General features: G+C 45.7%; 14 protein-coding genes. 5 read left to right on the top strand and 9 right to left on the bottom strand.

The genetic code is table 11. From position 1 onward, the window contains the following. Positions 1-74: 74 nt before the first annotated feature. From ACTTJ8_RS09690 to fliQ, 8 genes are all read right to left on the bottom strand, one after another. On the bottom strand, positions 75-1,922 hold the full coding sequence (locus ACTTJ8_RS09690; RefSeq protein ID WP_442721067.1) for a methyl-accepting chemotaxis protein: 1,848 nt from the start codon (positions 1,920-1,922) through the stop codon (positions 75-77). A gap of 3 nt (positions 1,923-1,925) precedes the next feature. Continuing rightward, the gene (gene murE, locus ACTTJ8_RS09695) at positions 1,926-3,683 is read right to left on the bottom strand and encodes a UDP-N-acetylmuramyl-tripeptide synthetase (protein ID WP_442721068.1); all 1,758 of its coding nucleotides are present in this window, start codon (positions 3,681-3,683) and stop codon (positions 1,926-1,928) included. Between the two features lie 51 nt (positions 3,684-3,734). Next, positions 3,735-4,610 (bottom strand): MinD/ParA family protein, encoded by an 876-nt coding sequence (locus ACTTJ8_RS09700; protein ID WP_442719133.1) that lies wholly within the window; start codon positions 4,608-4,610, stop codon positions 3,735-3,737. Between the two features lie 125 nt (positions 4,611-4,735). Further along, positions 4,736-6,079, bottom strand: coding sequence for a flagellar biosynthesis GTPase FlhF (gene flhF / locus ACTTJ8_RS09705; protein WP_442715383.1), 1,344 nt, complete (start codon positions 6,077-6,079; stop codon positions 4,736-4,738). After that, a complete protein-coding gene (gene flhA / locus ACTTJ8_RS09710; RefSeq protein ID WP_442719132.1) occupies positions 6,079-8,181 on the bottom strand; it encodes a flagellar biosynthesis protein FlhA in 2,103 nt (700 codons plus the stop codon). The genes flhF and flhA overlap by 1 nt, the downstream gene beginning before the upstream one ends. Positions 8,182-8,183: 2 nt before the next feature. Further along, complete coding sequence (gene flhB / locus ACTTJ8_RS09715; protein WP_442721069.1) at positions 8,184-9,296, bottom strand: flagellar biosynthesis protein FlhB; 1,113 nt, start codon at positions 9,294-9,296, stop codon at positions 8,184-8,186. Beyond that, positions 9,296-10,096, bottom strand: coding sequence for a flagellar biosynthetic protein FliR (gene fliR / locus ACTTJ8_RS09720; protein WP_442719130.1), 801 nt, complete (start codon positions 10,094-10,096; stop codon positions 9,296-9,298). The genes flhB and fliR overlap by 1 nt, the downstream gene beginning before the upstream one ends. A 23-nt stretch (positions 10,097-10,119) precedes the next feature. Beyond that, the gene (fliQ, locus tag ACTTJ8_RS09725) at positions 10,120-10,392 is read right to left on the bottom strand and encodes a flagellar biosynthesis protein FliQ (protein ID WP_442715379.1); all 273 of its coding nucleotides are present in this window, start codon (positions 10,390-10,392) and stop codon (positions 10,120-10,122) included. 234 nt (positions 10,393-10,626) lie between these two features. On the opposite strand from fliQ, the gene rpsU reads away from it, so the two are divergent. From rpsU to ACTTJ8_RS09750, 5 genes are all read left to right on the top strand, one after another. Next, positions 10,627-10,836: a 30S ribosomal protein S21 gene (rpsU, locus tag ACTTJ8_RS09730; protein WP_006188264.1), complete on the top strand. Its 210-nt coding sequence runs from the start codon at positions 10,627-10,629 to the stop codon at positions 10,834-10,836. Positions 10,837-11,157: 321 nt separating this feature from the next. After that, a complete protein-coding gene (locus ACTTJ8_RS09735; protein ID WP_442721070.1) occupies positions 11,158-11,814 on the top strand; it encodes an MBL fold metallo-hydrolase in 657 nt (218 codons plus the stop codon). A gap of 67 nt (positions 11,815-11,881) precedes the next feature. After that, positions 11,882-12,706: a hypothetical protein gene (locus tag ACTTJ8_RS09740; protein WP_442721071.1), complete on the top strand. Its 825-nt coding sequence runs from the start codon at positions 11,882-11,884 to the stop codon at positions 12,704-12,706. Positions 12,707-12,883: 177 nt separating this feature from the next. Next, positions 12,884-13,939, top strand: a complete 1,056-nt coding sequence (locus ACTTJ8_RS09745; protein WP_442719126.1) for a ribonucleotide-diphosphate reductase subunit beta — start codon at positions 12,884-12,886, stop codon at positions 13,937-13,939. Positions 13,940-14,105: 166 nt separating this feature from the next. Then, positions 14,106-14,780 (top strand): CPBP family intramembrane glutamic endopeptidase, encoded by a 675-nt coding sequence (locus ACTTJ8_RS09750; protein ID WP_442715375.1) that lies wholly within the window; start codon positions 14,106-14,108, stop codon positions 14,778-14,780. On the opposite strand, the gene ACTTJ8_RS09755 is transcribed toward ACTTJ8_RS09750, so the two are convergent. Beyond that, positions 14,669-15,265, bottom strand: a complete 597-nt coding sequence (locus ACTTJ8_RS09755; protein ID WP_442715374.1) for an ATP-binding cassette domain-containing protein — start codon at positions 15,263-15,265, stop codon at positions 14,669-14,671. The genes ACTTJ8_RS09750 and ACTTJ8_RS09755 overlap by 112 nt on opposite strands. Between the last annotated feature and the right edge of the window lie 245 nt (positions 15,266-15,510).

Below are 15,510 nucleotides of genomic sequence, written 5' to 3' on the forward strand. Positions count from 1 at the left end.
AGGCGTATCTTTGATACGTTGAGGATTAATTTGTGCGCAGCAACGAAGTAGATATGCCGTATATTTGCAAAAGACTATACGTTGAATTTAGAAACCTCTGTCACCAACCCCTCAATACTTTCCTTATTCCGCTGCGTAATGTCATTCACTTCCTGTACAGCCTTATTTATTTGCACAGCCTCCTGTGCCATGTCATTCATACTGCCCGTGATTATTTTTGTTACGCTATCCAGCTTACGCATCTCCCCGGAAACATGTTCCCCTTCTTTCAGCATCATTTCCGAGCCGTCTTTTACCGCTGCTGTAACCGTATTGATATTTTTAATTGCATCGAGCACTTCTCTGCTGCTGTTTTCTTGCTCTATCATTGCTTTCATCAAATCGGTGCTCATTTGTTTTACCTGTTCTGAAAGCTCAAAAATGATATTGAATTTATCTTCCACCGTCTTTGAAGACGAAGCTAACCCGCCGATTTCCGTACCGAGGGTTTTCAGTGTTGCGGTGATATTCTTTCCTTGTGCAGCGGATCCTTCAGCAAGCTTCCGTATTTCATCTGCAACAACGGCAAAACCCTTCCCTGCCTCACCGGCATGAGCTGCTTCAATCGCCGCATTCATCGCAAGCAAGTTTGTTTGACTCGCGATATTTTGTATCACCGTGCTAGCTTCCATCAATCCGCCGGATTCTTCCGCGATTTTTTGTGTAACAGTATTAGAATTAAGCAGAGTATTTTTACCGTCGGCAGTCGCGGATGCAAGCCGCTTAATTGTCTCATCTGTTTTTTCGAGGGTTTGGGTAATGGAAACAATATTTGCTGTCATTTCTTCTATTGAAGAAGAAGATTGAGCAACACTTGCTGTCTGCCGCTCGATACTGCTATTGAGCTGCCCTATAGTCTCAATAATTCCCTCCACAGCAGCTGCCGTTTCTGCAACACTCGCAGCCTGTGTTACCGTCTTTTCTTTCACTTGATCGATATTTGAACTAATTTGATGCACCGCCTTCGCACTGCCGGTTGTATTAACTGCCAGCACTGCGATTGAATCCTGCATGGCTGTTGTATTATGCTTTACTCCGGTCAATAGGGCAACCGTATTCTCATAAAACAAGTTTAACCGTGCAACCAAGAGTCCAAAAGTGTCCCGCCGGTTCATTTCAAGCCGGTTTATCGCAAAATTTCCGGTTGAAAGCTGATCGGTAAAGTCAAGGATCAAGTCAATTTCATCATTCACCCCTTTATAGAGTGTATAATTGATAAATAGTGCCCCGCCGACCGTAACGATTGAAACGGGAAGAACAGTACGCACAAGGGTGGTCATCATATCCATACCGTTGTAGAGACTTGCGATAAACGGGGTTACACAGAGAAAAAGAATACCGGCAAATAGAAAAAAGCTAACAAACATTCCCCGTCCGACATACGAGAGCGTAATATGTTTTTTTTCAAGCGGTAAAAACCTTACATATTTTTCAAGGTTCTCCAGCCAAATAACATAAAAGAAAAGTGATACAAAAAAGAGACTACCGAGCGCTGCTAAAACACCGGCAACCAAAGTTATTTTGTTATCTATCCCTACCCAGACAAATGAAATATAAGGAACGATAGTCGATAGCAGAACCGGAATAACGACGCTAAGTATTGAATACAGCGAAACCATTCTATTTGCTTTATCAAGCCCATCCGCCTCTGTTTGCCAATTTTCAAGCGTAGTCATACATTTTTTGTACAAAATGATCGGCGCACCAATGGTGGCACAAAGCCCAAACAGCGGAGGCGGAGACAAAAATATCCGCAATAACACATCATTAGTCACAATTTTTGCAAACCAAGCATACAAAAATGTTAAACCGAAAACGCCATTAAATATAAAAAAACTCGATATAAAGAGAAATTTCGGCGGTCTGGGGATGGAATTATTCATAATTTACTCCTTCATTTTATCGTAAAGAGGCGTGAGAGGCAGCTCCTTGATTGCACGGCAGGCTTCGGTGTATTCGTCATACGGAACCGCACCGTCCTTCCCGATGATCGAATTTTCGTGCCCCTTCCCAAGAAGCAGCACGGTATCGCCTGCACCGGCAAGGGAAAAAGCCTTCCGGATAGCAGCAGGGCGGTTTGGAATGATAAACAGCTCCTCGGAACGCTTTTTCTGCGGGCAGCCGTCGGCAATCATCTCCAGTAAGGCAACGGGGTCTTCCCCGCGGGGATCCTCGTCGGCTAAAATCAGAATGTCGCAGTAGTCTGCCGCAATTCTCCCCTGCTCCGGACGCTTCACCGTATCGCGCTCCCCGCCGGAACCGAACACCGCAATGAGCTTGCCGCCCTGCGCATGAACCCGCGCTGAAATCGGCGGCATGATGAGCTGAAACGACGAGGGGGTATGCGCATAGTCGATAATCACCTCAAACGGCTGCCCTTCTTCCACCCGGCACATCCGTCCCTTAACAGGAGAGAGCTGCCATAGCAGCGGTACTAGCTCGTCAAAGGGCTTTCCGGTGAGATTATGCACGGTAATGAGCGCTGCGAGTATATTGTAGACATTAAAATCCCCGGTTACGGAAGCAACGGCTTCAAAGCTGACAGCCTTGCCCTGCATACTGCCGGAAACCGTAAAATGCAGGGCGCCGTCCTGTTCCCGGACATTGCAGGCGCATAAGCCCCCTGCCTCATTCCGGAGCGGGGCTGCTGCAGGAGAAAGGGAGTTCGTAGACAAATCACAAGCTGCAGCAGAAACAGAAACCGCTGCTGCAGGGAGACCGCTATTTGCCGGCTCGCCCGTACTGCCGTGGAGGACACCAGGCGTGCAAGCCCCGGCAGCTCCTTTGACCACGGAAAAACCGAAAACCGGCTGCTGCGTAGCCTGTATAAAATACTCCGCAGAGGGGTCTTGCCGATTCACCACACCAAATGCCGGAATGGTTCCATTTTTTTTGCAGTGGGCATGGGTATCGAGAGCACGGAAGAGATTTGCTTTATCGTACCGGTACTGTTCAAAGGTACCGTGAAATTCCAAATGCTCCTGCGTAACATTCATAAAAACACCGGCATCAAAATCCACATGCAGCAGCCGCGCTGTCCGAGGTGAAAGCCCATGCGAGGAGGATTCCACCACGGCATATTCACAGCCGTTATCGCGCATCCGGGCAAGCCGTTCCTGCACGGTAACGGACTCAGGCGTTGTCTGGTGTGCAGGGTTTGCAATGGCAGCGCCGCCGAGCGAGTAGGACACCGTGGACGAAAAACCGGCTTTTTTACCGCATAGGGTTAAAAGCTGCCAAATAAAATCTACGGTGCTGGTTTTTCCTTCCGTACCGGTTACGCCGATTGTTACTAGCTCCCGGGACGGTTCATCAAAAAAAGCAGCAGCAGCAGCAGCCATTGCAGCACGGACATCCGGTACCTGCACATAGCAAACGCCTTCCCGGTACACCGGCAGGCTATTCTGATGCACAACTGCCGCTGCCCCTTGCGCAACCGCAGCTTCGATAAAGGCAGAACCGTCGGTATGGATACCGGGAAGTGCAAAGAACGCAGCTCCGGGGAGGATTTCGCGGGAATCATACGAAAGGGATGAAACAGAAACATCGCTGCCGTGAACTGCAACTGAGGGCACAGCAGAAAGGCAGTGTAAAATTGATTTTGTATAAGATTTTGTCATAATTGATAGTCTTGCCTTACCCATAGGCACCGCCTAAAAACTACATCCGAGTTTTTTGCAGATGCCCAAATGTCTTTATGTCCGCCCGAAAAGCTTTTTGATAAAACCGGTAAAACCGCCATCAACGGGTATCTCCGTTTTTTCGAGGCGGGCAACAATGTGTTTTAAACAGATTGAAGCTTTTCCGCTCGGATCCATAACAATAAAGGGCTTTTGTTTTAAAACAGCTTGTTTAACCGCTTGATCATTATAAATAAAGCCCAGATACTCAATTTTGAGGTTTAAAAATTGACCGGCTATGTCGATCATACGGTCAGCAACACGCTTTGCCTCCACCGCTGAATCAACCCGGTTCACAATCAGCTTTAAATTGAGGTCGATATTGTCTACTTCCGTTGCAATTACTTTGATAATACCGTATGCATCGGTAATTGCTGTCGGCTCAGAGGTTGTAATAACGGCAACCTCGTCAGCTGCAGCTACAAAACTCAGCACATTTTTTGAAACTCCGGCGCTTGTATCAATAATAATAATATCAACATTTGAGAGCGTATACATTTCCTTGATAAATTCATCACGCTCCGTATCCCCCATATTAGCAATTTTCGAAAAGCCGGAGGCGCCTACAATCATCTTAATGCCATATTGAGTGTCGATAATAATCTCCGACATTTTTTTCTGTTTTTTAATAACATGATAGAGATTATACTGCGGGATGATGTTTAAAATTACATTGACATTGGCGAGTCCAAGATCAGCATCCATGACGATAACTTTTTTTCCCATCTGTGCGTATGCAATTCCCATGTTGGTTGCAATATTGGTCTTTCCTACTCCGCCCTTCCCGCTTGTAACGGCAATAATCCTGGTCTTCTCTTTTTCAACAGCATCGCCGGTTGTTTTATGTATTTCTTTCATTAAGAGACGTAATCCGTCTGCTTGATCACCCATGTTTTTCTCCATCCATTGAAGTTTTTAAAACTGCTGCTTTGTAAGCGTCCGTACACCCCCGACCCGGAGCAGATTCTAGGACAGCTCTAAAAATGAGGTTTTGGGAAGTTCCTTCCCGGACATCTCTACACAACTGAAGCATCGAGAAACCGATCTTTATCTTGATTGCAGAGCTGATCAATATAATCCTGACTAACAGAAAAACCTTTCAGTTTTCTTAAAAATGTTTCCACATCAGCAGGAATGAGATCCTGCGGTACCGCTTGCCCCGCTGTTATATAGGTTATCGGTATATTTGTTTCTGCTATGATGCTGAACAAATTGCCGATACACGAAGTTTCATCGAATTTTGTAATAATCAGAGACTTATATTTGAAAACCGAGTACTGTTTCATTATCTCACGGATATCATTGATCCGCGTACCGGCACATACAGACAGGTATATTTCTGCATCATCACCAAGCTCATTAAAATATTCCTGCATACTCGAAATTTTTTCATGATCATTCGGGCTTCTACCGATAGTGTCGATACAAATAACATCAGCTTCTTCGCGGTAAATTGCCATATATGCGCGTACTTCCTCAGGGTTTGATGCCACCATGAGCGGAATATCCATTAACTCGCAGTACCGCTTCATTTGATACGCAGCCCCGATACGCCAGTTATCAATCGTAATCACTTTAACTCGCAGCGGCTTTTCTGATTTTTTCCCAATGTACTGCGCAGCAATTTTTGCAAGCGTTGTTGTCTTTCCAACACCCGTCGGTCCTACCAATAAAATAATTCGGGGAGAAGCTCCTGTTTCCGACGGTTTAATTTTCACAGAATCAGCGAGCAGAGCAAGTAGTTTTTTTTGCACAACGGTAAAATTTTCTATTTCAGTATAGCTGAGTTCACTTTCCAACCGGGATGAAAGGGTTTTAATATACGCTGGAGAAAAATCATTCTGCTCCAAAATTCTTTGTACCTTTGCAATATTGATATGTACATCATCAGGCTGCGCTGCATTTTGCTTTTCCACCTGGGCAGCAAGCCGATTAACCGTTTCAACCAGCTTTTCAAAGGACTGCGCCTGTTCCGGTGTCAACGTAATCTCCGTATCTTTCCCGGAGGCATTCTTTTTATTTAGCAGATCAACATACTGCTGCAGCTGCGAGGCAGCAGCCGGATTCTTTTCCGCATACCGTTTGACAATCTTGAGCCGCTCCGCTTCCTCATCGAGCGGCACCGTATCACTTAATTTTACGTTTGTCTTAGGCTGCTGCCCGGAAAGGAGAGACGGACGTTTCGGCATTTTATCATTTACAGAAAACGTTACTTCTACTGCATCAGCGTTCAAAAGACCGAAAAGATGGCTGACTTTAACATCCTTTCTCCGCAGAATAGTAACGTCGCTCCCATATTTTTCAGTAATGCGTCTTATACATTTATCATAGGTCGTGCCTTGCTCAACAAAAATTTCCATTAGTTCTTATCCTGCTCCAATCTAATTTCGCCGATGACTTCCACTTGTATATCTTTTGCAATTTCGGGGATGGAGAGCACGACTAAATCAGGTATCTCCCTATCCGTTGAGTTTTTAATTAAAATACGGGTTGATGCCTCCGGTGCAAGCACGATGGGTAAAAAGCCGTTTTTCTGCACCGTTGTAACCGCTTGTACCAGTGAACGTATCCACATACGCTGCTCTGACGGTTCAAGGGCAGCAACAGGACCGTTGATAGTATTCATCTGGCTCTCAAGAATCTTCTGTGCAAGCGAAGGTTCAACAGTTAGCACATGCAGCGTTTTATTTTCGTCCGCATACTGCAAACAGATCTGCCGTCCAAGCGCCTGCCTCACTTTTTCAACCAATACAGAGATTTCAGAAGTAATGGGGCGGAAATCCGTAAGCGTTTCCAAAATAACGATTGTATTACGGATTGAAACTTGTTCACGCAGCAAACCTTGCAGTACCTTCTGCACCTCGCCGAGACTGCACACCTTTGAAGCTTCGTCGATGACAGCCGGATAGTCCTTACGCAGCGCTTCCATAATACTCTGCACCTCTTGCCGTCCCAGAATTTCGGCAGCATGCTTTTTAATAATCTCGGTGAGGTGCGTTGCAATAATAGCAGGCGGGTCTACCACCGTGTAACCGGCGCGCTCTGCCCGGTCACGATTCTCTTCCGATATCCAGACAGCCGGAAGTCCGAATGTAGGATCAACGGTACGCTCTCCCGGAATCTCTTCGGAAACACCGCCGGGGTTAATGCCGAGGTACCAGCCCATACGGATTTTCCCTCGCGCGACCTCAACACCTTTAATTTTAAAACAATATTCGCTCGGCTCAAGCCGCATGTTATCTATAATGCGGATGCGCGGAGCAACCAAACCGAGGTCAAGCGCTGTTTCCCGCCGAATACGGGTAATACGCTCAAGCAGTTCAGCTCCGCGGTCTTTATCCACCAGGCGGATCAGTGCATAGCCAAGCTCCAGCGAAAGAGGATCAAGCGGTACAATCGGAGCAACTTCGCCCGCTGCCGGTTCCCCGCTGCCGCCCGGACGCTGCTGCTGACCGGGTTGTTTTTGCGTTGTTTGCTTTTCTTTTACAATCTTGCCTGCCCGTTCAGTCTTGATAATTGCCCAGCCCATCACCGTCAGCATACCGGCAATCACAAAAAGCACTGCGTGCGGGAAGCCGGGCAGGATAGCCATAATAGCGATGGTACCGGCTCCGACAAAATAAATCCAGCCGATTTGGGAAAACTGCTTTTTTATATCTTGCCCGAACGAACCTTCATCAATCATACGGGTAACGAGCAGACCGGTTGCAACCGACAAAAAAAGCGACGGCAGCTGTGCAAGCAGCCCGTCTCCGATCGTCAACGTAGTGTAGGTACGCAAAGCGCTGTCAAACGCCTCCCGTCTAAACACCATTCCGATAATCAAACCTGCAATTACGTTCACCACCGTAATAAAAATACCGACCTTTACGTTCCCGGAAACAAACTGATTTGCTCCATCCATCGCCCCGTAGAAGTCATCTTCGCGTTGAAGCTGCTCTTTACGCTGCCGCGCCTCCTCATCCGTAATAATTCCGGCATTGTATTCCGCATCAATCGACATACTTTTTGTCGGATGGGAGTCCAGCTTAAATCGGGCAGAAACCTCGGCAACCCGCTTCGCACCCTTCGTGATAACAAACGCCTGTACTGCAATGAGAATGATAAAAATAACAAAACCGATAACGAGACCTTGACTCCCCGTTGCCCCAACCACAAAAGAACTGAATGCCCGTATCATCGCGCCATCGAACTTTTCACCTTTTGAAAGGATGAGCCGTGTAGAAGACACGTTCAGCACCAGCCCGAAAATAGTACTCAGCAGCAATAACGACGGAAAAACCGAAAAATCGGTAGCCCGCACGGTAAACAATACAATCAGCAGCACAATGAGGCTAAAGGTAAGGTTCAACGCCATAAAGAAGTCGAGCAAAAACGTGGGGAGAGGGATAATAAAGAGCAACACCATCAAAATAACGGTGAAGGCAACAGCCATATCAATATTATATTTTTTTCCTGCCATAATTATCTTCTATAAAGTTCCTCAATTTTGTTGTTAAGCGTATACACTTCCCTAAATACTACCGCAAGCGCCTGATAATATTCCTCAGGGATTATATCACCGATTTGGACTTTCGCATAGAGCGCACGGGCAAGGGGCTTATTTTCTATAAGCGGGATATTATGCTCGCGGGCTATTGCTTTTATCTTTTGCGCCATCGCATCAGCACCCTTTGCCAAGACCATCGGAGCAGCCATTGTTTTACGATCCCACTGCATTGCAATAGCAAAGTGAGTAGGGTTGGTGATGATCACATCAGCCTTAGGGACGTTCCTAATAGCATTCTGCGAAAGAATTGCCTGTATTTGCTGCCTAATCCGTCCTTTAACCTGCGGATCACCTTCCAATTCTTTGTATTCATCCTTTATTTCCTGCTTGGTCATCTTTAAAGAATCGATAAACTGCTTCCGCTGGAAGAAATAGTCGGGAATCGCAAGGATCAGCAGCAGCAGAGCAGCCGTTGCAAGCAATTTTGCCGCAAGTCCGGCAATAAAAAAAATAGCCTGAGGAAAACTAACCGACAACAGCTCAATAAAATGAGGGATATTCGCCCTAATCATAATAAAGGCGGCAAACACAAGCACTGTAACCTTTCCGAGCGACTTTGCAAAATTAAACAAACCTTCTGCGGAAAAGAGCGCCCGCTTAAAAAAACGCATAAAATCCGGGACAATACGGTTAAACTGAGGCTGAATCGGTTTAGTGGAAAATAAAAATCCATTGTTTTGAATGATATTTGCGATAACCCCGGCAAGCAATGCGATCAGCGCAAGCGGCAGCGCCAGTTTGAGAAAATACTGCACAAAGATACCGAACCAAATACCGCTCCGTATATCCGCCTGTGTGCTCCGCAAAAAGAAAAACCGGAGGATTTCCATACAATCTTCCAAAAAGAAAGAAGAGAGGAAAATCAAAGCCCCGGCAGGAAACAGCAGCACAAGAGCCGCATTTATATCTTGGCTTTTTGCAACCCGTCCTTCTTCCCGCGCCTTGCGTATTTTATAGTCGGTTGGGTCTTCCGTCCGTCCTTCATCTTCAGCCGCAAACCACTGGAGGTCGATAAAAAAATCCTGCATTAGATGCTCCCTCCTGCGCGGATGAGCAGGCTTTCAAAAGCAGCAAATCCGTTTTCCATAATCCTGATAAAGAAGTTTGCCATAAACGGCAGCGACACCGTTAAAAGGAAGAAAGTCAGTAAAATAGTGATAGGGAAACCTTCTGAAAGTAAGTTCATCTGCGGCGCTGCCTTTGACAGCAACCCCATCGAAACATGCACTAGAAAGAGCGTACCCATCACCGGCATTGCAATCATCATCGCGTTCAAAAAAAGACCGCTCAGCCCCGTTAAAAAGAATGAAGTGAGCACTTCTTGTTTTTGAATAAACATGAAACAGTTGATTGACTGAAAACTGCGGAGCACCCCGCCGAGAAACAGGGTTTGAAAACCCTTAATCTGCAAAAAAATCAGTACCGCAATAAAATTGAGGAATTGCCCCATCAGCGGATTTTCTATCTGCGCAAGGGCATCATATACTTCAGAAGCGCCGAAGCCCATCTGATACGAAAAAAACTGCCCTGCCGTACTAAACGTTGCAAAGATCATGCTGATAAAAAAACCGGTCAGCACACCGAGCAGCCCCTCCCCGACCGCAAGCAGGGCATATTGTAGGTTAAACCCCTGCACATCCAAGGGAGAGCCGTAGGCTACCGGCAGCACCAAAAAGCCAACCAGCCCAGCTAAGGAAATTTTTGCAATACGCGGCACAGCCCGTGTTGATAAAAGCGGCGTGGTAGAAATTATCGCAAATATCCGCACGCACACTAAAAAGAAAAGAGGAGCCTTTGCCAATAAAAATGAGAAAGGATTAGGATCCATGATGAATACAGCCTTACCTCAGCCTAGCCTTGTACCAGTTGCGGAATAATCTCGAACAAACGGATGGTATAATCCCGCAGCACCCCCGACATCCAACCTCCTAACAGGGCAAGCATACCCAAAATAGTTAAAATCTTCGGTACAAAAGTGAGTGTTTGCTCTTGAATAGAGGTTGTTGCTTGAAAAATAGCAATAATTAACCCGACAATGAGGGCTGCCAGCAAAATCGGCGCTGCTAAAATAAATACGTGAAAAATCCCATTCCGCATCAGATTAATGATCATTCCTATACTCATCGGCGCATCCCCTCAAAATTTCTACTCGATTTTTGAGCATAGCAAATTTAATGAAAAATTGCTAGCGTTTTTATGGACGAAAGCATGGATTCGGAAGCGTTTTTGATGACACATCTGCTTGACATAAGCCGGTAAAACAGCTATCGTGAAGAGACTGGGCGTGATGGTTAATATCATGGCGTTTTGCACCGGTAAGATACTAAGGACATACATCCATTGGAGGTGATTTTGTAAGTGGCAAGTATCGTTATTGATGATTCCGAAAACCTCGAAAAAGCTATTAAGCGCTTTAAACGTCAGGTTGAAAAAGAAGGCATTATCCGCGAATGGAAAAAGCGCGAGTATTACGAAAAGCCTTCTACTATCTTGAATAGGAAGAAAAAAGCGCTTCAGCGCAAACTGATGAAAAAGAACCGAAAATCCTATGACTCTAAGTCATACTAATTGATCATCTTCATCAAAAGACCGATTGAATGCCCTTACCGGTTTCTTATGCCGCTAAGAGCTGAAAATCGGTTTTTTTGTATTAAAATCTATGAAGATTTTTCAACAGCATTCGAGCTTAGAGTAATAGGGAACCTCTAAAAGTTATACCTGCGTTTTCAGAGATGCCCTAATGTTTCATCATATACATCATTAAAAACTTACATGGGATTTTCAATATACATCCCTGTAATACATACTAGACCTGTTCGATAACTGCGTTGCCGAACAGGTTTACTACTCTCTGTACCGTGTACACAACGCTCATAAAAGGATACGCTTATGGAATATGCGATAGAAAAATTTGAAACGGGCTATTTAATGGTCAATACATGGGTGTTTCCGCTCAACGAAACCGATGTTGCCGTCATTGATCCGGGGGGATTCAGCAGTGAGTTAGAAGCGTATCTTCAGCAACGTAACCCGCAGCATCTTGAAATCATGCTGACACACGGTCATTTTGATCATGTTGGCGGACTGCCTGAACTGGTAAAACACTATCCAGATCACCGTTTATGGATTCACAGAGCTGACGCAGCCTATCTTGGCAGAGATGCAAAGAAAACGCATGAGCAATGCTTTGGACCTCTCCGTGTGCAAAAAATACTGGAACCATTGGATCAAATGCCGCTTCCTGATGCTACCAATTATTATAACGAAGGAGACAGTGTAAACGGTTTTACCCTATTGCATACTCCCGGTCATACTCAAGGCTCCGTCTGCCTTTGGAACAAAGAAGCGGGGATTCTTTTCAGCGGAGATACCCTCTTTTACGGTTCCCGCGGCAGAACAGACTTGCTCGGCGGCAATGAAGAGCAAATATACCAATCACTTAGACGGCTCTTTGCCTCGTTACCGGCAGAGACAAAAGTCTATTCAGGACATGGCTCACCCACCTCAATCGGCTTTGAAAAACAATTTCAAGGGCGGTTTTTATAGTGGTTAGGAAGCAACACCTCAACGCGATATGCGCGAATTAATAATATGAGCAAATAAGAGGTTCACCATGGCGAAACGCATATATTTTTACACAGCTTTTTTGCTGTGCGCTGTACTTGTTTTTGCGGCTGATCACAGTAAAACAACAGATAGACCGGCTATTAGAGTGTACGATGCAAAAGATAAGCTGGTATGTGAACTCACAGAGCGCGCAGATATTGAATCCTTCGATTATTTATTGACGGAGAGTGCAGCAGTTGCCGCCGATGATGCCGCGTTTACACAGGAACCTAAAAACGCTCAGATAGCGTATCGCTATGACATACCTAACAATTCATCTGCCGACATACGCCTTCTTATCTACGCCGACAGTCACATCGCATACGTACCCAATGCCCCGAAAGGCGATGATATGCCGGAGGTGTTTGCATGGAAGCTGTTCGAAGAAGCATACAAGATATTGACCAAACCTGCTTCGTTAAAAAAAGCACTTGCCCGGTATCAAGATAGCGATAAAAATATTTTTGTCTATGATGCGGAAGGTTTTTTGGTATCTGAGGCGCGTGTCCCGTCAATCTTGCACGTATTCGGCAAAGTCATGGATGTCTATGCCGGTGATGCAAATGACCATCAATTTTCGGGAAGCATTTTACCGGAAAGAAGTGTGCACGAAGGGAAGCAGCTGCTGTACCGCTATACCATTTGGGCTTTTAGAGATGAACCGATACGGATATATGTTTATAGCGATACGGATAAAGTTATACTCACAAACACATTTCCGGCATGGCTTGATTGTACATTGACAAAAGAAGGATATGAACTGTTTTCAAATCCAAAACAATTGATTGATCGATTGAATAGAGTGGCGATTGAATTGATAGACATACGTTGATCGGAATTTTGATATTTGGTCAAGGAAGAGAGATGGCATCCCCCTTCTTTGTCCAGTTTGCTGCATATTCCGATAGCTTATTTTCAAAAAATGTGCTATTCTCTTTGGTTACGGCTCAAAAAGTGGCGGAGCATTAATCCCTCCGCACGAAGAAGTTTTTGTATAAGGAGTATTTTTATGATAAATAATAAAACCGTACTTTCCCGCAAAAAGCTTTTTAATGAAACAGGCGATATCGAAGTTCATTTACGGAAGATGATCGGCGGCAACACCACCAACCTCAACGACTTTAACAATATGAAGTATACGTGGGCGAGTGAGTGGTACCGGCAGGCGATGAATAATTTCTGGATACCGGAAGAAATCAATATGAATACCGATGTGCAGGATTACCGCAAGCTCAGCCCTGCGGAAAAAACAGCATACGATAAAATTTTGTCCTTCCTCATTTTTTTAGATAGTATTCAGACTGCCAATTTACCGAACGTCGGACAATACATCACTGCGAACGAGGTGAATCTTTGCCTTACCATCCAGGCATTTCAAGAGGCGGTGCATTCGCAGAGCTATAGCTACATGCTCGACACCATCTGTTCCCCCGACGAGCGGACGGCAATTCTCTATCAATGGAAGGATGATGAGCATTTGCTCAAACGGAACAAATTTATCGGTGACTTGTATAATGATTTTCAGGATGATAAGAGCGCCCTTGCCTTGCTCAAGGTAGCCATCGCCAATTATATTTTGGAAGGGGTGTATTTTTATTCCGGTTTTATGTTTTTCTATAATCTTGGGCGGAATAACAAGATGCCCGGCTCCGTGCAGGAAATCCGCTACATCAACCGCGACGAAAACACACACCTGTGGCTGTTCCGCTCGATTATCCATGAGCTGCAAAAGGAAGAGCCGCAGCTGTTCACACCGGAAAACAACGAGCTGTTCCGCAGTATGATCCGCGAAGGCTGTGAACAGGAAATTGCATGGGGGCATTACGTTATCGGGGACGACATTCCCGGTCTAACCCGCGGCATGGTTACCGACTATATTCAGTACCTCGGCAACCTCCGCTGCGAAAACCTCGGCTTTGAACCCTTGTACGAAGGACACCGTGAAGAACCTGCTTCTATGAGCTGGGTGAGTCAGTACAGCAATGCAAACCTCATCAAAACGGATTTCTTTGAAGCAAAGTCTACCGCTTATGCAAAATCTTCGGCATTAAAGGATGATTTATAGGAATATACCGCCTTTTACCAATCTGCATCCATCTCCGGCACTGTATTTGTTTAAAGGCATCTTCTAAAAACTATACCTGAGTTTTTAGAAGATGCCCTAAAGAATCCGATGCGCATTGCCGCTTATATGCCGATATACCGGAATTGACAGACAGAACGGAGATGCAATGAAACGGAATGACATGACACAAAAAGAGAATCTGCTTTTTATTGAATGCGCACTGGTGTTTGCTTTTTTACTGGCGCCTCCGCTGTTTTCAACGGTGCCGTTTACCCTCCCGCCAAAGCCGGAGGGATTGTATGCACAGTGTGTATTCTGCTTTTATACGGTGTATGCAGCCGCGTATGAAGAAGCGCTATACCGGCTCTATACTCCAAATCGGCTGAACCGCATCTATGCCAGTTATATCGAACCGCGGCTGCAAAAAAATCTGCCCGCAGCGGCAAGCTGCTCGGAAAACACCGTCGATCTGCCGCAGTCGTCTTTTCCGTGTATATGTTGCGAGAATAACACAGGGGCGTTTTTCGAATTGTGTCTCACCGAATTTCCCGCTCTCCTACTCTTCACACTGGCGCACCGTTACCTCGGATTTTCTTCCATGCTTTTCGCCGCAGGAGCCGGAATCGTATTCCGCGTTGCCTATCTCAAGCTCAAACAGATGTTTCATCCGGCGGTAAGCATCGCACTGGTAGCCGCAGTCCACGGCCTTTGGAATATCGGGGTGTATTATTATCTGTGGGAAAACACTATTACCCGCGTCATATCGAGGCTGTACGGATTGTCGGCAAACGCAATATCCTTCACTTTTTCCGAATTGTATACCGCCATTTCCCTCGCGTAAGCAATCGGTATGTTCACCGCCGTCAGTATTTGCTCGTCGATAGGCTTTGCACTCTGATAAATCGCCCGCAACTGTAATGGCGTTCCGTTGCGCATCCGTATTCCCTTGCCATTCAGTTCCGTCCAACCGGCGTGCTCAAGCAGAGACACCGCACGCGCTTTATCGTATTGATACGGCGACTCCGCGACGGCTTCATCCAGCACGGCGAGCTTCGGTCTGATAGATAGCACACGGATAATGCATATCCTTTTTTGCTGACTGCCCGACAATTCATGCGGATACTTTTCCAAAAGATAGGCAGGAATATCGGCGGCAAGTCCCATGGAATAGCGCGTGCCGTACAGCAGTCTTGAAAATATGCACCGTCCGTACGCATCCGCTCCCAACGGCATCGCAAAAGACCGCTCGGCAAACCGTACACTCATATCGATTTTGTCAGGATTATTCGGCGCCAACACATCGCAAAAAATAGCGATGATAACCAACACCGACTAGTATTCTACGAAAAAGTATAGAGCGCTCTACCCCAATCGGAATTTATTATGCCCCAAACAGGTATTGTTATATTTATCAATGAATTTGACAATAATTCCATCCTTCGAATCAGAGTACCAGGGGGTATGTTTATCAGGGATTCCGCATTATAAAAAGCTAGAAACTTTTTATCAGTATTAATTCAGTGTTTCTACTTCCTGGACGGTCAAGCCGGTTACCTGCACGATCTTTTGAA

Origin of the sequence: Treponema sp. (genome assembly GCF_052169735.1) — a bacterium.
GTDB lineage: Bacteria > Spirochaetota > Spirochaetia > Treponematales > Treponemataceae > Treponema.